The following is a 23,827-nucleotide window of genomic DNA, read 5'->3' on the forward strand; positions in this document are numbered from 1 at the left end:
CTTCTATTCGTGTTTTGCACAAAAAGTGCCACCAATATTGGCCTGTTTTCCTAATCTTAATAGTGTCGCTTGTTTCATTGCTGATAATTTCCTAAGAATTCATCGATAAACCCCGTCTCACGATTTCTCAATGTTGAGCCTGCAATGAAACTAGGGGAGTGAGCTTAAGACACGCATCTCCTTGATGGTTAGACTACGTGCATATCATCAAGGACATACGACTGCAATTCGACATGCGAAGCACTGGGGAGAGTTATGATTGGTCACGAGTTTGATTCCAAATTAGACGTTATCGAGGTTAGAGGACAGGCGTTTCTAGTCACGAATGATGCGAGAATCATTGGCCTCGAAAAAGGCATGCACATCGCGCCGAATCAAGTACTTTTGACGAACAACGACAGTGATGTCGTGGTTGCCCTAGATGGCAACGTCTTTCAAATCGATAGCCAATGCGCTTCCTGTTTGGTTCCTGCAACCGCGGGTCAAGATGCTTCTATTGCGACAACGCAAATCCAAGCCTATTTCAATGGTGAGGTATTGGATTCAGATTTGCCTTTGAATCTTGACGTTGCCCAGCTCCAAGAATTGATTCTGCAAGGTGTCGACCCCACCGAACTTTTTGAAGAAGCAGCAGCCGGTGAAGCCGCTGAAGGTTCTTCGAATGCAGGCTTCGTCGTTATTGAGTACCTTAATGCCTCCACACTTGCTGAAGCCGGGTTCGATACCACAGGACCGTCAGGTGATAGCAATATCATTCCAGACTTTTTTGGCGACGATGACAATCGCAACGACGGCGGCAATGATGGTGGTGATACCACACCACCTGTTCCGCCTCCTCATGTTGATGGTGCTGGTGGCCAGCGCATTTCGCTTTCAGTCGATGAAGGTGATCTCGATAACTCACCTTACGGCACCCCGATCACGGCGGCGTTTACGATTGAAGCCGGCACTGAAGCGTTAAACCCCAGAACGCTGCAAATTGCGCCGAGTGCTTTAGCACAATTTGAGACGGAATTGAGCACTATCACTTCAGGTGGTGAACCTGTCGTGTTCACACGTTCAAGCACGGCGTCCGGTGATACGGGTACGTTTACGCTGGTGGGGACGGTTGATGGCGAAGTGGTCATCACCTTGACGGTGACGGCAACACAAGATGGCGATGATTTGGCTGTCAGTGCCACGCTGGAGCAATCTGCGCCGCTGGACCATTTGAGTGGTTCAGGGACATACATTGAAATCAATGGTGATGCGATCACCATTGATTTACCGCTACAAGTTGCCGATAGTTCCGGCGACTTGCTTCAAGAACCTGCGCAAATTCAGTTAGTCAGCAACGATGGTGCGGCCCCTGTTGTGGGTAATGCCAGCATTGAGATAGAAGAGCCGCAAAACAACCCAGTCAGCGAAAAGCGCGAATCCACCACCGAAGGCATCGATCTTGGCAGTGACAATATCGCCAAAATTGAGTTCGACGATACACAAGCCAAGCTCGCTTTTGATGGTGTCACCAGTCATGACCAAGAAACCTGGGTAGACACCTCTGTTGATGGTGTGGTGACACTACGCGTCGTTGGCTCGGATGAAGTCGTGCTTGAAATTTCGCTAAAAGCGCCTTCCGCGCCGGGTGAAACTGCAGCGTACGAAGTGACGCAATTTTTGCCTATCGACCAAGATGAAGATGTTGTCGGCGACGGTAACTTCGAACAGTCTACATTTACACTGCCGTTCAAGGTTTACGATAACGACGGCGATGTGAGCAATGATTCCGAGGTGACGTTCACCATTAAAGATGGTGTACCGACAACGGGTGGCGAGCGCCTGAATGCTGCCGGTGATCCAGAGGACTTCTTGTCTATTGACGAATCGGGCTCTAGCCAAGATACCTCTGAACGAAATTCAGCGACAGGTTCGTTTGATATTGAAGCGGCGTCGGACAAGTTGATGCCAGACACCTTGAGCATTGAAGACTTTGCATCGCTTCAAACAGAGTTGATGGAACTTCAGAACAATGCGGGTGAAAACGTTGATGACGTGAGCTTGGTGGAGAGTACTGATGCAAGTGGCAATCGTGTTCTGACGATCACCGCATCTATTGGTGGCGAACCGGCATTGGAGTTTGTGTTTACTGCTACACAAGCTGCGGGCGCTATCGATGTCACGGTAGAAACGGCATTCCATCAATATACACCGCTTATTCATCCGCAAGACCCAGATGCAGCGCAGCAAAGTGGTTATGTCACCGCGGATGACAATACCATTACCATCAAAATTCCGGTACAAATCCAAGACTCTGATGGCAATAGCCTCATAAATCCTGATACGACGTTTGATCCAAGTGCACCAGACCACCAAGGTCGTGTGGTGACATTCGAAGTGACGGACAATGCAACCGCAACGGTGACTGAAACGACTGTTGACGATATTACCGTTGATGAGAGCGGCATTGATAGTAGCGCCACTAGCCATCAGGGGTCCCAAGCCAGCGGCACATTGAATATCGACGATACCAATGACAGTGGTGATCCAAACAGCTTGGATGTGCATGACGGCACGGGTGATACGCTAGAAGATTTCAACTTTGAAACTGATTATGTGACATACCCTGATGGCCAGCCTGTCGAGTCGGGCGGCTTTCCTGTTCGTATGGAACAACGCCCCGAAGGCGATACCTTCCCGAAAACTTATTATGGCGTTGCAGATGATAATTCTGGTGACCTACGTGACGTCTATAAAGTGGTCCTCGCGTCAGATGGCACTTTCTCCTTTGAATTATTAGCAGGGCTTGATCACGCAGAAGGTGATGGTATTAACACCTTAACCTTTAATCTGACCGCTTTCGCTACCGATGCTGACGGTGACGTTGCATCGAAAATCACTGTGCCGATTACCGTTACGGATGACATTCCACGCACCGAAGGCAATTTGGCCATCGACATTGATGATCTCGATGTGGGTGCTATCTCGATTAATGTTTTTGAAATCACCGATCCCTCGCAAAATCCCGGTATTGAAGATCTGCAAGGCGCAGATAGCGACACCTTAATCACCCGCATCTTTAACGGCGAAGAGTGGGTGGATGTGTCAACGCGTCGTGAATCTGAAATCGATATCTTTTCAGAAGCAGATCCAAGCATTCATATCGGTACCGTTGTCATTGACCCAACAACCGATCCTGTTGGACAAATTACATTTACGTTGGCTGATGAAGAATTCACTGGCTCTATTGATCAGTCCCTTCGCTATGAAGTGACAGACGGCGATGGAGACAAAGTCGAAGGCAGCATTTCGCTGATCATTGACGTTGATGCGGCGGGTGGACAGAAGGTGTCACTGACCGTTAACGAAGGTGATTTGGATGACGCGACCTACAGTGAAGCATCAAGTTCAACCTTCGCCATTGAAGCGGGCACAGAACGTTTAGTGCCAGGGTCTCTGCAAATCGCACCAAGTGCACTTGCTTTGTTTGAGTCAGAACTGGCGACGATCACTGCAGGTGGCGAGCCAGTTGTCTTTACGCACAGCGTAGAAGGCGACGACGTCGGCACCTTTACCTTGGTTGGCAAAGTGGGTGATGAGGTCGTTGTGACGCTCACCGTCGTTGCCGAGCAAGACGGTAACAGTCTATCTGTCACGGCTACATTAGATCAGACGGCACCGCTGGACCATAGCTCGGGCACAGGTACTTACGTCAACATTGATGGTGACCAGCTAACTATTAACTTGCCGTTGCAAGTTGAGGATACGACGGGCGAATTGATGTTGGCGCCGGCTGAAATCACCATGGTCAGTAACGATGGTGCCCCCCCAAGCGTTGATGACGTAGCGATTGAAATTCAAGAACCTCAGCTCGACGCCACCGATCCTGTGGTTTCGTCTACGTCCGACGGTGTTGATTTGGGCAGTGATGAAATCAGCAAAATAGTGTTTGATGCAACGGCGGCTGAAAGCGCGTTTGACGGCATCACAAGCAATGGCGAAGAAACCTATGTTGATACGTCTGTCGAGGGTGTTCTCACACTGCGCGTAACGGGCACCGATGAAGCGGTACTCGAAATCGCAATGAAAGCGCCAGAATCAAGCGGCGATGATGTTTCTTATGAAGTGAAACAGTTCCTTCCCTTCGACCAGAATGAAGACGTTAGCGGCGATGGCAATTTCGAGCAATCGACCTTTAACCTGCCATTTACTGTCTTTGACGCGGACGGCGACGAGAGCAACAGCGCGGAAGTGAGCATTACCATTAAAGATGGTGTGCCAACAACCGGTGGTGAGCAACTGGATGGCAGCGGAAATCCTGTCGACATACTTGAGCTCAATGAGAATGTCACTACCCAAAATGCTTCAGAATCTAATTCTGCAACAGGCTCGTTCGATTTAATTGCTACATCCGACAAATTGGTGCCTGATACATTAAGTATTGAAGATTTTGCATCATTGCAGACCGAGTTGATGGAGCTGCAAAACAACGAGGGCGAGAACGTCGATAGCGTGACGCTGGTTGAAAGTGTCGACGGCGACGGTAATCGCGTGTTGACCGTTGCCGCATCTGTTGGTGGGGAAACAGTGCTTGAGTTTGTCTTTACTGCAACGCAAGCCGCAGACTCTCTCGATGTCACGGTAGAGACGGCTTTCCATCAATATGCGCCGTTGAATCACCCTCAGGATCCAGATGCTGCGCAGCAAGAGGGGGATGTGACGGCGAATGGCGACGTTATTTCAATCAAGATCCCTGTTCAAATTCTCGACACTGACGGCAACAGTCTGATTAATCCAGACAGCACTTACGACCCAAGCGCGCCAGACACGCAAGGGCGCATCGTCACGTTTGAAATTAAAGATGATCAAGTCGATACGGCAGAAGAAAGCACCGCCGATACGCTCACTGTGAATGAGAGCAGTATCGATGGCAGCGCGACAAGCCACCAAGGTTCTCAAGCCAGCGGTAACTTGAACATTGATGACACCAACGACAGTGGTAACCCTAACAACCTCGATACCAACGATGGTGCGGGTGACACGTTGAAGGATTTCAACTTTGAAACCGACTTCGTGACCTATCCGGATGGTCAGCCAGTGTTGTCCGGTGATTTTCCTGTTCGTATGGAGCAACGCCCTGAAGGTGACACCTTCCCGAAAACGTACGTCGGTTTTGCCGATGATAATTCCGGTGATGCACGCGATGTGTTCACCGTGGTTCTCGAATCTGACGGTAGCTTCTCCTTTGAGTTGTTAGCGGGGCTTGATCACGCAGAAGGCGACGGCATCAATACCCTGAGCTTCAACTTGACGGCATTCGCGACGGATGCGGATGGTGACGTCGTTTCGCAAATCACCGTTCCAATCACAGTGACCGATGATGTTCCGCGTACCGAAGGCAACTTGGCCATCGAAATTGGCGACCTCGTTGGTACACCCGCGACGGTTTCACTGGATGTGTTTGAGATCACCGACCCATCACAAAACCCTGGCATTGAAGATCTCCAAGGCGCTGACAGCTCAACGCTGATCACGCGTTTGTTCAACGGTATTGAATGGGTTGATGTGTCGACGCGCCGTGATTCAGAGATCGAAATTTACTCTGAAACCGATAATTCTATTCAAATTGGTACGGTGGAAATTGACCCGCGCACTGACCCTGTCGGTCAAATTACCTTCACCTCGACCGATTCCAATGTGATTGGTTCTGTCGATCAAAATATCCTCTTCGAAGTGACCGATGCAGACGGTGATGTGGTTGAAGGCAGCATTGCGCTGACCATTGAAGACCAAACCCCCACCATTGTTGTGAACCCATCAGCGTCGGGAGAACAGCAAGAAATCAGTGGCGTGGAAGACCAAGGTCAAGACAATACCGACACAGAAGCTGATGGCGTGACGCCTGCGAACGGCATTGCAATCAACATGCAGTTGAGCGTTGGGGATAATGATTTGGGCGAAGCGCTCGAAGAAAACGGCAGCTTAGTGCTCAACGGTGAAGTGACGCTCGCAACACGCGATGCGGCGGGCGACATTGGTGGAACCTTCTATTTCAACGGCACCGCCATTACGCCTGATGGTGATGGCAACATCGTGTTTGATAGCACCATGTTCGAAGCCGTTGACGGTTCCGACCCTGTCACGTTTAACCTTGTGGGCATCACCTTTGTCCCAGACCCAGATTATTCATCGTACGACGACACTGATCTCATCGAGTTTGATGTCGAGCTAGAAGTGAATGGGCACGATCCTGTCTTTACGTCATCACCGATGCAGATCAACATTGATGGCATCGCCGATACACCAAGCATCACCTTGATTGGTGATGCCGCAGACGGTGTGTTCGAGATTCAAGAAGATCACAATCCGTTTGACCCGTTCAACCCTGAACCTTTCCGTCTAGGGGATTTAGTCAGCACCGAACTGCAAGACACAGACGGTTCAGAAACATTGCGCCTTGAGATCACCCTGTCGCCAGACGTGGGTGAACTTCGAGGTGGACGCATTGTTCTTGAAGACGGTGTGTGGAAGTTGGCCGATCCGTCATTGCTGAGCGGTGTAAGCTTTACACCGGATGAAAATTTCAGTGGTGATATTACGGTCACCGTGAAAGCCATCTCGACAGAAAGTGACCCAGCATCAGTCGATACTGCTGAGACGGACACTTCGTTCATCATTCGTGTTGAACCCGTCGCGGATGATGCTCGACTTACGACGCGACGCGTCTTTGGTACTGAAGATGCGGGTAACGCTGACCCAGACATTGCAGAGGGCAACACTGCCATTGCCCTCGGTAGTGCGATCACGTTGCAGTCGCTGGAAGATACCGACGGTTCAGAGGAGCTGTTCGTTCGCATTTTTGATATTCCAGATGGTGCAGTGCTGCAACTGAATGATGGCACGACAATCACGCCACTCACTGATACTGACCGCGTGTCGATTGACGATTTGGACAAACTTGAAATTGTGCCTCCTGTGCACAGCAACGAAAACTTCACCTTGCAGGTTGAGGGTATCGTTGTAGACACAGCCACAGGCTCTGCTGACAGTGAACGTATCATTTCAGCTGAACCGATAGATGTCGTTATCACGGGTGTCGCTGATGTTCCCGTGTTTGACGTTAACAACCCGGGTACTGATGCCGGAGAATGGGCATTTGATACTGACACTGGCGTTGTGTCGACGACCGTGCCGGAAGATGGCCTCGCGGGTGACGGATTGGTTGCTGTCGATTTCAATCTGGTGTCTGGAGAAAACGCGCTATCGCCGTCAGACACATCAGAATCTCTGTCTCTGATCATTTCAAATCTACCTGAGGGTTTGAGTTTTGTTCAAATCGACGGTAGCGGCGCAGAAACCGAAGTAGAAATTACCTTTGCGGGCTGGGTGACGAACGATGCGGGTGAATCCGTACAAAGCTATGTGATTGACCACAGCGCGTTTGCAGATGGCAATGTTTATATCAAGTTGCCGCCAAACCTCACTGAAGATATCAAAATCGATGCGCGTTTAGTTGCCACGGAAAATGACGGTGATGAAGCCGTCTTAGACACGGCCATCGAAATCAAGATCGATACCCCTCAGATTGATGCCGAAGACTATGTGGAATCGACGTCCATCGGTAAAGAAGATGAGTGGGTCGACATTAATTGGAAGCCCGACCTGTCAATCGCTGGTATTGATGAATCCAACGCACAAGGTGCGGAAGAGATCGTTGTCGGTGCTGTAATTTCGGGCTTTGAAGCCACTGACAGTGTTCAGTTGGTGAAAGGCACGGATGTGATCACCCTGACACCAACCGGTGGCACCATTGTGATCTCAGAAGCGCAAATCACCGATGGTTATCAATTGCAGGTTAAACGCGCAGAAAACAGCGATGTAGACCTGACATTGAACACCGTCGTGACGGTAAGGCAGACTGATTTCGAAGACCCTTCAATCTTCACAGAGAAAGACATTGAAGGCGTCGTGAACATTGATATTGAAGCCAAAGTAGAAGATGACGGTCTGTTGACCTTCGTTGATAGCGCTGGCAATTCAACGTCAACGCTGTCCACAGAGACTAACGGCGTGCTCGAGTTGAAGAATGCGATTCGATACGACGAACTCGATTTATCGAGTGATGAAGTGCCAATCAAAGTGGTTATCACCGATCTGGCTGAAGGGTTCTACGTCACTAACTCTCTCTATGATGGGAACGGCGGTTGGATCTTGAATGACCCAGACGATTTCAGCATCGTAGCCCCAGAAAACTCGAGCGGAACGACCACGTTTACAATGACGGCGCTGGTGGTTGATGAAGGTGACAACAACGAAGAAGATGTCAGCCTTCCGGTGCAGGTGAGTAGTAACACCATCACGTTGACGTACCAGAACGACACCGACACTGGCAATATTGCACAGGTTATCACTGTACCAACAGACCCTGTCGTGGCGACGGGTGATGAAGATAACCCTATCTCTTTGCAAAGTCTGGGCGAAGCGTTGAACGTAACCTGGCCAGCCACCGGTGACACCGAATTTGACCAAGTTTCATTTATCATCAAAGGCGAAGATTTGCCTGTAGGTGCTGTAGTTGGTGGGGCTAACTACCACGTTGAGACAGACATCTATGTGTTCGATCCACCGGGTATGCAATCGTCAGGTAACCCTTACCCAGATGGTTTCGATCTGAGTGAGCTTACGATTACCGCACCTGATGATTTTGCGGGCGAACTGCAAATACCGATTTCCATTGTGAACGTGGATTCGTCGAGTGGTAATACGTCGACCTCTGACGTGATCGTGGAATTGCACGTTAACCCATTGGCAGACGTACTGCCGCCAGCGGGTGCAGAGCAGCCGAGCGACAATTCTACTGATTACAGCTTCTCGTTGACGGTGAAGGAAACACAAGGGCTTGATGAAAATCAGCAGCCAGTGACGGGAACGGCAACAGAAGAAGTGGTGGCTGGCGAAGCGCTAGAAGATGGCCTCGTCATTCTCAGCATCGCTGGTGCACTGGCCGATGAAGATGCTGTGAATGGTGAAGAAACGATTTCGAATGCCGTTTTGACCGTTGATGACAGCATGGGCAAATTTGTGCTGCCAGACGGCACTGAAAGCACGACCATTTCAATGGCAGGCATTGATATTACAGATATCAAGTTTAAGCCTGCGCCAGACTTCAGTGGTGAAGTCACCATCGATGCGAGCCTTACCATTACGGACACGGCGACCATTGACGGTGCACAAGTGTCAGACTCACGTGATGTCACTACGTCCTTCTCGTTTGATGTCACGCCCGTGAATGACACGGTCACCATCACGCAAGACGGTGTTGAACTCGCTGACGGTGAAGTGATTGAGGTGGAAGGCACCGAAGATGTTTCTGGTGGTATTTCACTGGCTTCGATTGGCGCGTCTTTCAGTGATGTCGATGGGTCTGAAACCTTGGCGTCGGTGATTGTCAGCAATGTACCTGAAGGCTTCACACTCAATGTGCCTGCATCGAATGCGGGTGAAGGGCAGTGGGTCATTGCCGCGGAAGATCTCTCCAATCTGACGAATCTGTCTGAAATTGCGCTGGTGCCGCCGAAAGACTTCAGCGGGACAGTAGACGTCATTTTGACTATCTACACCAAAGAAGCGGGACTGAACTTCGTTGTTGGCGAAAGCCAAGACCTCACGCTTACTGTGATCCCTGAGGGGGATGGCGCAACAGCGAGTGTCGTTTCGACGGCTTCAACAGTGGAAGACACGGCGGTAACGCTTGAGATGGAAATTAATGCCATCGATGCAAATCCGAGCTTGAGCACGGCAGGTCAACCTGCTGGTGTGAGCTTTACTGAGAATGGTCCTGAGACTTTATTGATCACTGTTTCGGGCATTCCTGAAGGCGGTAAGATCATCCTTCCTGATGGTGTGATAGGCACTGTGACGCCAGAAACATCTGACGGTGGCGATGTCGTGGTGATGGTTGATGATACTAGTCTTAATGACCTGACGTTCTTACCGCCACCGGACGCAAACGGTGAGTTTGTGCTGGATCTGGCGATTCAAACCTCAGACAACGGCCAAGTCTCTGCTGACGTTGTGAACAAACAAGTGACGGTGTCAGTCTCTGCAGTGAATGACGCACCCGTAAACATCATTGCGGACAGCTATGAAGCGGAAGAAGACACCATTCTTACCATCACAGATCTTCAAGTCAGCGATGTTGATGTAGCCGAAGGTACGTCGATTGTTGCCGTTGAACTTGTGGTAGGTGCCGGCAATGTACTTGACCTTGTTGGTGATACGACAGGCATTGATGTAACAGGACAAGGTACGAATACCATTACGCTTGAAGGCGACATTGATGCTATCAATGCGTTGCTTGCTGCTGGCGTGACGTACGAGTTTGCGGGTGAAAACACCTCAGGCTCGGACGAAATCCAAATGACGACGCGTGACCGCGGTAACTTCGGTACGGGCGGCCAGAAATTCGACCGAGATACGGTTGATATCATCGTCGCACCGAAAGCAGATTTACCGGAACTGACATCTGCAGCGCAACTGGCATCCATGCGCGCAGCAACGGGTGCATTAATGCCATTACTTGGCCTAATGGCCAGTGTGGTTGACCCCATTGCTGATGAGTTCTCCGTGACATTCAGTGGCCTAGGCACTGTTGGTCAAGTGGTCGATAGCACTGGCACGCCAGTGGGCACCGATAACGGTGACGGAACGTGGACGTTTGACCAAGGCACACTCGCGATGACCGACCTGTCGACGCTTTACCTCACGTTTAGCGGCCAGCCAACGGGTGACGTGACAATTACAGCACTGTCTGATGTGGGCGACGGTGAACCGCTGTCATCAACCATTACAGTCAATGTCGATGTCGTGGATACGGCGGCTGATGCTGTGTTGAACGATACAGATAATAGCAATGCTGACCTTGTGATTGATGGCACAGCCAATACCACGGTATATGGTGGTGCAGCTGACGACATCCTTGTCGGTGGACTAGGCGAAGACATCCTTGTTGGTGGCGCGGGTGATGATGAGCTGTGGGGCGGAGAGCGCAACGGCACGGGTGATGGTGAGAAAGACACCTTCGCGTGGGAGTCGGGCGACTTTGGTACCGCAGCGGCACCAGCAACTGACACCATCAAAGACTTTGAAACTGGCGTTGATGTTATCGACATTTCTGCCGCATTCGCAGCAGATGGGATCTTCACCTTTACGGAATTGGCGAATCGTCTCGACATTCAAACCGTTGATGGCAATACACGCATTCAAGTGTTGGATGAATCAAGCAGCCCGATTCAAAACATCATTGTTGAAGGCAAAACGCTCGATAACTTGCTAGGTATGGATGCGACGACCTTGACGCAAGATGAAGTGCTTGAATCCATGTTAATGGCAGGTCAACTTGTCGTGTTCGATTCATCGGCCACGCAGTTTGGTACTGAAGCTGATGATGCCTTGGTGGCAAACCCAGCAGGTGAACGTGTTTTTGCGGGTGATGGCAATGACACCATAGAAGCAGGACTTGGTGATGACATTCTTGTCGGCGGAGAAGGTGATGATGTGTATACCTGGACTGCGTCTAGCGTTAGCACAACGTCAAACACTGATACCATCGCTGACTTTGAATTGGGTGACAGTGTCACGGGTGACAAACTTGATGTTTCAGCACTTCTGCCGGATACGGTGGATAGCTCATCCAGTATTGCAGAGCTTCTCGATTACATTCGTCCTGAAATGACAGACGATGGATTGACCTTGCACGTTTCGCAAACAGCGGGCGGCACAGAGGTACAAGACATCGTGCTGCACAATGTTGGCTTCACCGAGCTGGGTCTCGACTCAGGGGCCACAGGCACGCAAATCCTTGATGAACTGCTTCAGCAGCAAGCGTTGAAACTCGATTAATGTTCGTAGTGACAAATTAAATGTCATGATATGAAAAGCACTGCACTCTTGCGGTGCTTTTTCTTACCGCTGCTGTTCGTTTACTGTCGGCGGCGCTATATTGAAGAAAATCAATAAGACAGTTGAACCATGAAAACCTTATTTGCTCACCGAGGTATGTCCTCTCTCGCACCAGAAAACACGTTAGCCGCATTCTCTCTTGCCCCTCAATATGGACTTGATTGGATTGAGTGTGATGTCGATATTCTTGCAGACGGCACCATTGTCGTCAGCCATGACGATACCTTGGATCGTTGCACTGACCGCCCTGGCAGTCTTTATGATTTAACACGAGAAGACCTGCAAGATATCGATGCGGGCAGTTGGTTTGCTGATGAATTTATAGGGGAGCCACTTCCGACATTCGCTGACTTCATCGCTTTGGTGAATACCCTCAAGATCAACGTTAACGTCGAAATCAAATCGTGTACCGCAGGGTGGGAGATGTCAGAAAAGCTGATTGATGGCGTGCTGTCTGAATTGAAGAACCTGAACAAAACCAGCGACCTTCTCGTGTCGTGTTTCAACCCGCTTGTACTGGCGGAATTCAAACGTCGCAGCCCACACACTAATGTGGCGTGCTTGTTCTCTCGAGAAATGTTGTTAGAAGGGGATTGGCTCTCTGTTTTGCAAGCGTGTAAAGCGGATGCCATCAACGTTGATAACGAAGGGCTGATGAAAGAACAGGTTATTGAAATGAAAAGCCATGGCTATGCCGTGAACGTGTATACCGTGAACCATTTAGGGCGCGCAAATCAGCTCTTTAATTGGGGCGTTGATGGTGTTTTCACCGACGTTGGTCAGAATTTCCCTTCCCGATACAGACACCTGAATAAAAACAAATAGCGAAAAAATCATGATCGATAGGTGGTGCTTATTGCATTGATAATGAGCACCCATTATCCCTCCAGCCACCATTGCCGTAATCTAACCCCATAAACAAAGAGGACATTGAGCCTCAGACTAATACCAAGGGGAAAGACCATGACAACCATTAACATTGGTATCAACGAGCAAGACAGATTGGCAATTGCACAAGGGTTGAAGCATCTACTGGCGGATTCTTATACCTTGTATTTGCAAACTCACAATTTCCACTGGAACGTCACGGGTAAGCAATTCCGCGATTTGCACACCATGTTTGAAGAACACTACAACGCATTGGCGTTAGCGGTGGATGACATTGCAGAGCGGATTCGTACCTTGGGTGTTGCGGCTCCTGGCACATACAAAGCGTTTGCTGAATTGAGTGCGATTGAAGAAGTTGATGGTGTGCCGAGTGCAGATGACATGATTGATATTCTGACGCGCGGTCATGAGCAAGTGGTGCGCACAGCACGTGATGTTCTCAAACTCGCACAACAAGCGGACGATGAATCCTCTGCATCTTTGGTTTCTGATCGTATGCGTGAGCACGAAAAAACAGCATGGATGTTGCGCGCATTGCGCGAAGTGTAAACGCGGTAGCCAATATCACTGTTCATCACCTTAAAAAAACAAAACCGCCGAAGGGCGGTTTTTGTATTGTGTCATGGCATTTTATTGATGAAACGTTTTATTTCGCTCATGAGCTACCTGTGTTTTCGACACGGTCAATAATGGCTTGTGGGAATTGATACCTGTCTTTGTTCTCTCGGTTACGAACAAGCCGATAGAGTTTCTCCAAGTAATCCAGATCCTCTTTGTCGTTTTCCCAAAAAAAACGTCCTGCTGCTTTTACTGCTCCCCACATCAAATTCGCACGAAGATTATCAACGCCGTTGTCACGCAACAATCGATAGAAGATGTCATCGACAAGCTCGATCTCCACTTGGTGATTGTAATACAGCCAGTCGTGTACCAATGCGGGCATCATGACGTCAGGATGAAACGGGGTGAATGTTGCTTGCCATGCAGGGGCTGGGATGCTCGCGCCATCATAACGAAAGTACTTAGGTACAACGATATCAACGCCTTCGGTGACTATTTCAAAATCCCAAGTGAGTTCATATTTATTAACGATGGCATTTGGGAATAACTTTGGCTGTTTCAGCATGCAAGGCCTCCAATTATCATTTTTACCCAATTTATATTTAAAGTGGACACTAAAAATAAGACTAGTTGAAGCCATGGAATTGTCTGAAAGTAGGGGGCTTTCCTTAGTGGAGTCTGTAAAACGCTGCGTTTGTTTCAACTTTGTTATGCAGGTGCGAAATTAAACAATCACAGCGTCGGTGTCGCGCACGATAAAAGCATTGATCGTTCAAAGACTTTCGAGAGTGCAGGGGAAGGGATGTCGGGCAGAATACCCGACATGATGTTAATGACGGCTTTAGAGCGCGAGAGAGCTAGAGCGTTAGGCTCTTAACCATGCCCGCTTCCGCATGCCCCGGGATATTGCAGGCAAACTCTACGTTAGTATCACCATGAAAATGCCACAGTAATTGTTTGGCTTTCCCAGGTTTAACGGTCACGGTGCTGCCCGAATCATGATCGTGGTGACTGGTCATGGTGCGCATCATTTCTCGGTGTTCCAGTTGCTCTGAAATGGAACCGATGGCGAACTCGTGATCGATTTTCCCGACATTCATGACAACAAACTGCACGACATCATTGGGCTCAATGGTGACCTCTTTTTTAAAGTTAATGCGCATGTCATCACTCAACAGTACGTGAACCACTTTGTCTGGTTTCGCGCCGTTTGCAGGCATGCCAACGGCCGACATGCCGTCCATGTTCATCATGCTGGAATGATCCATTTTCGTGTTGTCTACTTTCCCATGGTCCATTTTTGTATCTCCCATGTCGCCATGATTCATTTTACTGTGGTCCATCTTGCTATGATCCATCTTGCTATGGTCCATTTCAGTGGCGGCAATGGGCGTGGTAAGAAGTGCAAGTGTGAGTGCCAATAGTGTTTTTTTCATGGGGTCTTCCTTTTGTGTTTTTATGACCTCACCGCGTTGTGAATGGCATGCCGGAAAGCATGCCATCGCGATGATTGGTTTGTTATTTCAAATTGAGTGACGCTGGGTGTGAAAGTTCTCGCTTTTTCCAAAGCTTAAAAATTGCCGGAATGACGAGAAGAGTGAGTAATAATGCGGAGGCCATGCCCCCAATCATGGGTGCGGCGATGCGCTGCATAACTTCAGAGCCAGTGCCTTCGCCATACATGATGGGAATGAGGCCAATGATGACGGTAAGCACTGTCATCATGACAGGGCGAACACGCAACCCTGCACCTTCGCGGATAGCGTGGGTCAGATCGTCTGCGGTTAATTGACGGGATTGTTCGATGGCATCTTGTTTTATGCCATGCCACGATTGGTTCAAGTACACCATCATGATGACGCCAATTTCGACCGCAACGCCGGCCAGTGCAATGAAGCCAACACCAACCGCAATGGAGAAATTGAAGTTCAGGAGATACATCAACCAAAGCCCGCCCACCATTGCCAGTGGGAGTGTCGCCATGATGATGAGCATTTCGCCCACGCGGCGGAAGCTCATGTAGAGCAACAGCATGATGATGGACAGGGTGATGGGTACAACCACGCTCAAGCGATCTTTTGCACGTTCCATGTATTCGTATTGCCCTGACCATGCCAGCGAATAACCCGCTGGCAGTGCCAACTGCTCGGCAACAATCTGCTGTGCTTCGGTGACGTAAGAACCCAAATCGCGTTGATCGATATCGACGAACACCCAGCCATTTGGACGTGCGTTCTCGGTTTTGATCATGGGCGGGCCGTCTTCATAACGAATGTCAGCAACGTCAGCCAACGCAATGCGCGCGCCATTTGGCGTTACGAGTGGCAGCTCTTGAAGCTTGACGACGGAACCACGGTAATCTTGCGGGTAACGCACATTGATGGGGTAGCGTTCTAACCCTTCAATGGTTTCACCCACGTTCATACCGCCTACAGCAGTGGAAATCACTTGTTGAACATCTTTAATGCTTAAACCGTAACGGGCTGCTGCACGACGTTCGATGTCGATGGTGACGTAACGTCCTCCCGCCACACGTTCGGCATAGACAGACGCCGTTCCCGGAATCGCATTCAAAATCGGTTCAAGCTGCGCGCCGATAGATTCAATCACAGCTAGGTCTGGGCCAGCGATCTTGATTCCTATGGGCGTTTTAATGCCCGTTGCCAGCATGTCTATCCGCGTTTTTATCGGCATGACCCAGGCATTCGTCAGGCCGGGAAATTGAATCAGACTGTCGAATTCTTTTCGCAGTGATTCTGTCGTGACGCCTTCTCGCCACTCAGTGCGGGGTTTCAACTGAATAACTGTTTCAATCATGGTGAGCGGTGCTGGGTCTGTGGCAGTCTCTGCACGTCCGATTTTGCCCCACACGGTGTGAACTTCAGGCACGGTTTTGATCAGCTTGTTGGTTTGCTGTAGCAACTCGCGTGCTTTACCAATGGAAATGCCAGGGTAGGTGGTGGGCATATACATCAAATCGCCTTCATCCAACGGCGGGATGAACTCACTCCCCAATTTGCTGGTGGGATAATACGCCGACGCCAGCAAGGCGAAGGCAACCACCAGCATGGTTTTCGGGAAGCGAAGGCTCAGATTGAGTACGGGTCGATAGAGCGCCACTAAGCCTCGGTTGACCGGGTTTTTGTGCTCGGGCAACACTTTACCGCGAATGAAGTAACCCATCAGCACGGGAACCAGTGTGATGGCAAGACCTGCGGAAGCCGCCATTGCAAAGGTTTTCGTGAAAGCGAGCGGCGAGAACATTTTGCCTTCTTGCCCTTCCAGTGCAAACACAGGCACAAAGCTCAACGTAATGATGATGAGCGAGAAGAAAAGCGGCGCGCCGACTTCTTCTGCGGCTTTGCTGATCACCTGCCAACGGTTTTTGTCGGTTAAGGGTGTGCGTTCAATGTGTTTGTGCACGTTCTCGATCATCACAATCGCACCGTCCACCATGGCACCAATGGCGATCGCAATGCCGCCAAGCGACATGATGTTGGCGTTGATGCCTTGCCAATGCATCACGATAAACGCAGATAAAATGCCAATCGGTAAGCTGATCGCAATGATCAATGATGAGCGAATATGGAAAAGAAAGAGCGCGCAGACTAACGCAACAACGATGAACTCTTCCGCCAATTTCTTCCAAAGGTTTTCAACGGCGGCATCAATCAAGGTTGAGCGATCGTAGGTCGCGACGATTTCGACACCGTCAGGCAAACCGCGCTGCAGTTCCGCGAGCTTGTCTTTGACGTTGGCGATAACATCACTGGCGTTTTCACCAAAGCGCATCACGATCACGCCACCCGTGGCTTCACCTTCACCATTGAATTCAGAAATGCCACGACGCATCTGCGGGCCAATGTTGATGTCCGCAATGTCGCCTAACAGCAGGGGTGTGCCTTTCTCTGTCACCTTGAGTGGAATGGATTGAATGTCTTCCACATTGGTCAGGTAGCCCGTTGTGCGAACCATGTGTTCGGCTTCAGCAATTTCGATCACCGACGCGCCGGTTTCTTGGTTGCCGTTTTGAATCGCCATGTTCACTTGTTGCAGTGTCAGGTTGTAGGCGCGCAGTTTTGCAGGATCGATCTGCACTTGGTATTGCTTCACCATGCCGCCAACCGTTGCGACTTCTGATACGCCCTCAACCGTTTGCAGTTCGTACTTCAAGAACCAATCTTGTAGGCTGCGCAGTTCAGCCAGATCGTGCTTACCGGTTTTGTCCTGCAAAATGTAGCTGTATATCCAGCCCACGCCTGTCGCGTCGGGGCCCAGTGTGGGTTTTGCACTGGGTGGAAGTTTTGGCGCGACTTGACTTAAATACTCCAACACGCGCGAACGTGCCCAGTACATGTCGGTATCATCATTGAATATGATGTAAACGTAAGAATCACCAAAGAAGGAATAACCCCGAACGGTTTCTGCGCCGGGCACGGCGAGCATTGCCGTCGTCAGGGGGTAAGTCACTTGGTCTTCGACGACTTGTGGCGCTTGACCCGGGTAGGTGGTTTTGATGATGACTTGCACATCCGACAAATCGGGCAGGGCATCAACGGGCGTGTTTTTCACGCTGTACAAGCCGCCAAGGGTAAGAAACACCGTCGCGACCAACACGAGAAAACGGTTGGCAATCGACCAGCGAATAATGGCAGCAATCATTGTTTGCCTCCTGCCATTTCAAGCGCTTTGAGCGTATACGTAGAGCCGTCCTTAACCACTAAAAACCGAACAGTTTGCCCTTCAGCAAAACCCGACAGATTCACGCTTTCATCTGCAGAAAAATTCATTTCTCCCGCGTCCCATTGCCATTCACTCACTGCATCGTGACGCAGCGTGATCATGCCGAAATCGGCCATCAACATGGAAATGTCGCCAGTGACCCACACTTGGTTCGCGGTAGATGACTCGCTCAACGTGAAATCGACGATTTCATATTGGCCTGATGGGGCTTTCTTCATTTCAAAGTCGATGCGCTGACCTGCCTTGGCATCGGGCATGTCCATGCCGTCTGCTAGGGTGAAGTTCATCACCATGCCCGGCCAATTCCACTCAGGAACAGGCTCATGATTGATGGTGAACATGCGGTGGCCTGACATCACATCGGTGATTTCACCTTTTGCCCACATGGTCTCTGGCACGCTGTCTTGCGGGTTTTCTTTTATAGCATTGATGCGTGAAAGATCGGCGGTTTGGCTCGATTCTGAATCCAGCATAAAGTGTGCGGATGTCACCACGCGGTGCTGCTCTGTTAATCCGTCCAGCACTTCAATGCGACTTCCCGCTTCTCGGCCAATTTCAATGCGAGCAGAACGGTATTTCCCTTCGCCTTCGGCAAGCACAACCCGCGTGATGCCACCTGAACGGATCACTGCGCTATTTGGCACGGTGAGTACCGCTTCATCCGTGACAGGTTGAAGCGCAATATTGGCGAACATGTTTGGTTTAAGTTCGCCATTGGGGTTGTCGAACTTTAAGCGTACGCGCAAGGTGCGGGTTTTTGGATCAAGAATGGGGTAGACGTAATCGATGTTACCTTTCCATGCTTTTCCGGGGATCGCATCAAGCGTCATGGTGGCGAGGCTGCCTGCTTTCATCCAATGTGCTTGACGTTCGAAGACCTCTGCATCAACCCACACTTCATCGAGTGGGCCCGCACTTATTACCGCTTGTGCTGGCGACAAATAGCCACCTTCACGAATGTTCAAACTCGCAATGATGCCGTCCGCTACGGCCTTGATATCGACGGTTTGTGATGCTTTTCCACGTTTGACGATAGATTGGATTTGTTCGCGGTCTACACCCATCGAAACCAAGCGTTCAGTCGCGCCTTTGACCAAGCCTTTTCGGCTCGTTCGGTAGGCGTTGAGCAACTCTTCTTGGGCTTTTACTAATTCAGGGGAGTAAAGGGTAAACAGCACATCGCCTTTCGTGACTTTCTCACCAACGGCGTTGATATAGAGCTTTTCCACCCAGCCGGCGATACGCACATTGGTTTGCCAAAGTTTGCTTTCATCAAACGCGATATAGCCAACGGTTTCGATACGCGGCGCAAGCTTGGCGAGTGAAACACCTTCGGTTTTCACGCCAAGGTTGTTTTCAACCGATGGGTTGATTTTAACAGTGCCTGCTTGGTCATTTTTCCCCGCAAGGTCATCTTCATAAACAGGGACTAAATCCATGCCCATTGGCGATAGGCCGGGTTTGTCTCGCTGATAGTTTGGATCCATCGGGGCGACCCAATACAAGGGTTCTTTCTCACCGCTTGCTGACGCCTCGGCCATGTTTGGCATGGAATGGCCTGACAGCAGATGGTTTGCACCAAACCCAATGGCACCGCCAACGAGCAACGCGAGAGTGGCTATTTGCATTGTTTTCATTATTTATCCTGCCTTGCTTACTGCTGATGACGTGGTGTTGGGTGAGAAATTTCAGGCTGAACCGCATCGAATTCGAAACCGCCTAATAACGCAGCAAGGTTGCTGTTCACAAGGTTCAAATCGGTAATTAATCGCTGTTGTTCAAGTTCAAGCGCTAGCTCATCCGCGGCGGCTGTGATGACGTCATTGAATTGCGACGTGTTGTTTTGGTAGCCACGTTCGACGGCATTGGTGCGCGCGCGAGCTTGAGAGAGCAGGGTGGATTGATAGCGACTGAGTCGCTGTTCAAGGTTGCTTCTGTCAACCAGCAGTGCATTCACTTTTGCGTTCATTTGCGCAAGAAGCAGGTCTTTTTGAGACTTGGCTGCGCCGACTTGGTATTGCGCGGCGGCGTAAGTGCGGTCTTGTTTGTTTTCGGTAAACAAGGGAATGTCTAAGGTGACATAGGCGCTAACAAGATCAGACGCCGGTTGGCCGTTCATGCCATTCGCTTGGCGATGGGCATACATCACTTCTACGCCGAATTGGGGGCTATAAGCTTGCTCCGCAATATTGACCTGTGTTTTGTTCACTGCGATGGCCGCATCTGCCATTTTGACCATGGGGTGCTGCGCTAACAATGCGTAATGCGCTGTGTCGTCACTGTGTTGGAGACGCGTGTTTAACGCACGCCAATTCAGCGTATTGGTGGCAATCAGGTCTTGTTCATGTTGAAGCCAGCTTGCTCCCAACCATTCAGAAAGCTGGGAAACAATGCGTCGCTGCACTTGGGCGTTGGCGTGAATTTTTTCGTCCAACTTGCTCACTTGAAGTTGAGCATTCAGTAAATCCTGCGCTTCACTCTTGCCGATGGCGTAATTGGTTTGGATGAAGTTCGCCAATTCACGCACCAAATGCTGGTTTTCACGCAGGATCCTTTCCGCCTGTTGTTGATACCCCAACTCAAGCCAAAGTTGCGTCATGTTGTTGGCGATATTGAGTTCACGAGATGCAACTTGAAGCGCAATGCCATCCGCTTGTTGATTGGCTTTTGTCGCTTGCAGAGAAAGGGTTGAACCACGTTCGAACTGTTGCATCAGCCCAACCGAAATGTTGGTCATTGGGTCTTCATCGAACTGAAAACTGTCGACAGGCAAGCCGCCGAAGCCGACCTTGATTTTAGGGTCCATCAAGGTTGCGCTTGCAACGCCTGCTTCGCGCATGGCTTGCGATTGGGCGTAATAGGTTTGACGACTTTTATCGCCTGACAGTGCTTGTTCGATAAGATTTTCGAGCACCGTTTTCGTGCTTGAAACGTCTTCTTTGATGGTGTGCGTAGTTTCACCGGCCGCAAATGCAGGCAATGATGACCACGCCGCGGCACAGATCGACAGTGCCAATACGCTTGGTTTGATTTTCACAACTAAATCCATTCTGTATGCGTCAAAGCCATAGCTTTGCGCAGAAAAATCCTCTGCCAATGACACGTCAATACGCGTGCAAAAAGCAGATAAGAAAGCAGAGAGGATTTACGCTATTGGGGGTCTATACAGGGAACGCGGGAAGGTTATCAACGCATGGTTTGATTCTGTAGGGATCAGCGCCAACGCTGTGCGATGTAAAAAGGCTTGATGGTCAGAGGCGAGAAACGCAAACACACTGACGCAGACAAGCGTGCAGCAGTTGGTGTCCATGTCATCCATCGAGCCGCAATGAGGGTATTCGGTGCTTGATGCTTTCGGCGCATTGGTATGATGCGCATGTGGGTTCGACGACGTGTCCGTCATCTGGCAATCCAGCACATTGGATGAAGCCGTGTGTGATGTCACTTGCTCCGTTGGCAGCATGTCCATGGCCATCATTGTCGATCCTGATGCAACACCAGACATCAGCATGACGAGCAAGCTGATGATAGATATCCAGTATGTGCGGAAGGATGAATAGCGCATGTAATGACGTCAAAAAAACAATAGTGGTAGAAGCATAAAGCTTCCAGTAGGGGGAAGGTCAATGCGATTTCAACAAAATGGCGCTTATTGGGCATCGTATGAATAACTTTTGAGCGGTGAGTTTTTGATTTATTACTCAGTATTGAGTGGGTTGGTGTGATTGATTCACGGGTTGAATTGATTTTTGTTTCCCGCTTTACGTAAACAAAAAGATCGCCAACTGACTAAAATTAAACGATTTTCCAATTCCATCACACTTCACATTTTCTTTCTCAATACAGGCATAACATCGTATCGGTTTGTTTATTAATGGATAAATGGAGCGACTGATGACTATAGGTAAATATCTGCGTTGGAAAGATGAGCAAGGCAATGTGTTTCGACCTGTTTCTCTTATTGGGACGGAATTGCTGAATGACCGCACTTTGAACAAAAGCACGGCATTTACCTATGAAGAGCGCGAAGCGTTTCAGTTGAATGGTCTGCTCCCTCCGCGCGTTCAGACGTTTGAAGATCAGCTAAATCGTGTGTATGACGGGTTTAGAAATGCGTCAACCGACATTGAAAAATACCTTTTCTTACGTTCGCTGCAAGACAGAAACGAAACCCTTTTCTACGCGTTGCTTTCTCGTCACGTTGAGGAAATGACGCCCATCATTTACACCCCAACCGTGGGCAAAGCCTGCCAAGAATTTAGCCACCGCTATCAAAAAGCCCGCGGTTTATACGTGACGGCTGACAACGTGAATCAAATGGGCGAAATGGCGCGCCAGTTTGCAGGCAAAGACATCAAGATCATCGTGGTGACAGACAGCCAAGGCATTCTTGGTATTGGCGACCAGGGTGTGGGCGGCATGGGCATTCCGATTGGTAAGCTTTCTCTGTATACGCTCGGTGCAGGTATTCACCCGGCGCACTGCTTGCCGATTGCATTGGATGTGGGCACAGACAACCAAGATTTGCTCAACGACCCTATGTACCTCGGTGTGCCACGTCGCCGTATGCGCGGCGACGAATACACGCGCTTCATCAAGCGCTTTGTAAAACAAGTGACGCGCCATTTCCCGAAAGCCGTGCTGCAATGGGAAGATTTCAGTAAATCGAATGCATTCGATAACTTGAGTGATTACGAAGACGTGTTGCCTTCGTTTAACGATGACATTCAAGGCACAGGCTCTGTGGTACTCGCCGGTATTCTTGGCGCCTGCAAAATCAAACAAGAAACCTTGATTGACCAAACGTACGTGGTTTACGGCGCGGGTGCAGGTGGTGTCGGCGTCGCCGACCAAATCTATGCGGGCTTGTTGAAAGAAGGCTGTGCACACCAAAACGCGAGAGACAAAATCTTTATCCTCGATTCTCAAGGCTTGGTGTTTGATGACCGTGAAGGGTTAGACGAATACAAAAAACGCTACGCCAAACCTCGCCATATTGCAGAAGGCTGGGTAACGGAATCAGTCGAAAAAGTCACGCTGACAGAGCTCATCAATAACCATCACGTGACGGTGCTTCTTGGTACCAGTGGCATTGGCGGTGCGTTCAAAGCGGAGCATGTTCAGAAGATGATGGAATACACATCGCGCCCGATGATTTTCCCATTGTCGAACCCAACGGCGAACTGTGAAGCCATACCTGAAGACATTTACCAATGGAGTGATGGTCGCGCAATTGTCGCGACAGGCAGTCCGTTCGCGAACGTGAGCTACCAAGGGCGCGAATTCCGCATCGGGCAAGGGAACAACGTGTTCATCTTCCCCGGGGTAGGCTTAGCGTCCATTGTTTCTCAAGCAGAGAAAGTCACCTTGGACATGTTCACCATGGCGTCGTATGCCTTGGCAGAATGTGTGTCTGAAGAGGATCTGGCAGAAGGTTGTGTCTACCCACGTATTCGCGATTTGAAAGACGTGTCGCTGGTGGTGGCGAAAGTGATTTTGGAACACATTCAAGCGACCAATCCGAATAGCTGCTTGCGCGGGAAAGAGATTGAGCAAGAACTCGCGCTGCATATGTGGGAGCCTGTCTATTTGCCGTATCGCAGGGTGTAGCAATATCCTCAATTCAAAACTAACAATGCAAAGCCGTCCACGGGGCGGCTTTTTTGTCCTTATTCTTCAATGCTTTGAATGCTTTGAA

The 23,827-nt window shown here is 49.9% G+C and carries 10 protein-coding genes; 4 read left to right on the top strand and 6 right to left on the bottom strand.

The features are described 5' to 3' along the window. The first annotated feature begins 255 nt into the window (after positions 1-255). The 3 genes from BCT27_RS20575 to BCT27_RS20585 all read left to right on the top strand — a co-directional run bounded on the left by BCT27_RS20575 (position 256) and on the right by BCT27_RS20585 (position 13,374). Positions 256-11,877, top strand: a complete 11,622-nt coding sequence (locus BCT27_RS20575; protein WP_102396618.1) for a retention module-containing protein — start codon at positions 256-258, stop codon at positions 11,875-11,877. 129 nt (positions 11,878-12,006) lie between these two features. Continuing rightward, the gene (locus BCT27_RS20580; RefSeq protein ID WP_102396619.1) at positions 12,007-12,762 is read left to right on the top strand and encodes a glycerophosphodiester phosphodiesterase family protein; all 756 of its coding nucleotides are present in this window, start codon (positions 12,007-12,009) and stop codon (positions 12,760-12,762) included. 138 nt (positions 12,763-12,900) lie between these two features. Next, complete coding sequence (locus BCT27_RS20585) at positions 12,901-13,374, top strand: Dps family protein (protein ID WP_102390971.1); 474 nt, start codon at positions 12,901-12,903, stop codon at positions 13,372-13,374. Positions 13,375-13,480: 106 nt separating this feature from the next. Here the strand turns inward: BCT27_RS20585 and BCT27_RS20590 are convergent, their stop codons facing one another. The 6 genes from BCT27_RS20590 to BCT27_RS20615 all read right to left on the bottom strand — a co-directional run bounded on the left by BCT27_RS20590 (position 13,481) and on the right by BCT27_RS20615 (position 21,694). Continuing rightward, positions 13,481-13,951, bottom strand: coding sequence for a DUF1353 domain-containing protein (locus tag BCT27_RS20590; RefSeq protein WP_102396620.1), 471 nt, complete (start codon positions 13,949-13,951; stop codon positions 13,481-13,483). 292 nt (positions 13,952-14,243) lie between these two features. Continuing rightward, positions 14,244-14,822 (bottom strand): copper-resistant cuproprotein CopI, encoded by a 579-nt coding sequence (gene copI, locus BCT27_RS20595; RefSeq protein WP_102396621.1) that lies wholly within the window; start codon positions 14,820-14,822, stop codon positions 14,244-14,246. A gap of 82 nt (positions 14,823-14,904) precedes the next feature. Continuing rightward, positions 14,905-18,048 carry an efflux RND transporter permease subunit gene (locus tag BCT27_RS20600; protein ID WP_102396622.1) on the bottom strand — a complete coding sequence of 1,048 codons (3,144 nt, stop codon included), beginning with the start codon at positions 18,046-18,048 and terminating at the stop codon, positions 14,905-14,907. After that, a complete protein-coding gene (locus tag BCT27_RS20605) occupies positions 18,045-19,766 on the bottom strand; it encodes an efflux RND transporter periplasmic adaptor subunit (RefSeq protein ID WP_102396623.1) in 1,722 nt (573 codons plus the stop codon). The genes BCT27_RS20600 and BCT27_RS20605 overlap by 4 nt, the downstream gene beginning before the upstream one ends. 17 nt (positions 19,767-19,783) lie before the next feature. Further along, positions 19,784-21,166, bottom strand: coding sequence for a TolC family protein (locus tag BCT27_RS20610; protein WP_102396858.1), 1,383 nt, complete (start codon positions 21,164-21,166; stop codon positions 19,784-19,786). A gap of 108 nt (positions 21,167-21,274) precedes the next feature. Then, a complete protein-coding gene (locus tag BCT27_RS20615; RefSeq protein WP_241908613.1) occupies positions 21,275-21,694 on the bottom strand; it encodes a hypothetical protein in 420 nt (139 codons plus the stop codon). 329 nt (positions 21,695-22,023) lie between these two features. Between BCT27_RS20615 and BCT27_RS20620 the strand changes: the two genes are divergently transcribed. Further along, a complete protein-coding gene (locus BCT27_RS20620; protein WP_102396625.1) occupies positions 22,024-23,739 on the top strand; it encodes an NAD-dependent malic enzyme in 1,716 nt (571 codons plus the stop codon). Positions 23,740-23,827: the final 88 nt, after the last annotated feature.

Origin of the sequence: Enterovibrio norvegicus (genome assembly GCF_002876705.1) — a bacterium.
In the GTDB taxonomy this organism is placed as follows: Bacteria; Pseudomonadota; Gammaproteobacteria; order Enterobacterales; family Vibrionaceae; genus Enterovibrio; species Enterovibrio norvegicus_B.

Bases quoted from the DNA above. Each gene is read 5' to 3' on its own strand.
- BCT27_RS20575 (WP_102396618.1), top strand. From the start codon at position 256: ATGATTGGTCACGAGTTTGATTCCAAATTAGACGTTATCGAGGTTAGA.
- BCT27_RS20580 (WP_102396619.1), top strand. From the start codon at position 12,007: ATGAAAACCTTATTTGCTCACCGAGGTATGTCCTCTCTCGCACCAGAA.
- BCT27_RS20585 (WP_102390971.1), top strand. From the start codon at position 12,901: ATGACAACCATTAACATTGGTATCAACGAGCAAGACAGATTGGCAATT.
- BCT27_RS20590 (WP_102396620.1), bottom strand. From the start codon at position 13,951: ATGCTGAAACAGCCAAAGTTATTCCCAAATGCCATCGTTAATAAATAT.
- copI (WP_102396621.1), bottom strand. From the start codon at position 14,822: ATGAAAAAAACACTATTGGCACTCACACTTGCACTTCTTACCACGCCC.
- BCT27_RS20600 (WP_102396622.1), bottom strand. From the start codon at position 18,048: ATGATTGCTGCCATTATTCGCTGGTCGATTGCCAACCGTTTTCTCGTG.
- BCT27_RS20605 (WP_102396623.1), bottom strand. From the start codon at position 19,766: ATGAAAACAATGCAAATAGCCACTCTCGCGTTGCTCGTTGGCGGTGCC.
- BCT27_RS20615 (WP_241908613.1), bottom strand. From the start codon at position 21,694: ATGCGCTATTCATCCTTCCGCACATACTGGATATCTATCATCAGCTTG.
- BCT27_RS20620 (WP_102396625.1), top strand. From the start codon at position 22,024: ATGACTATAGGTAAATATCTGCGTTGGAAAGATGAGCAAGGCAATGTG.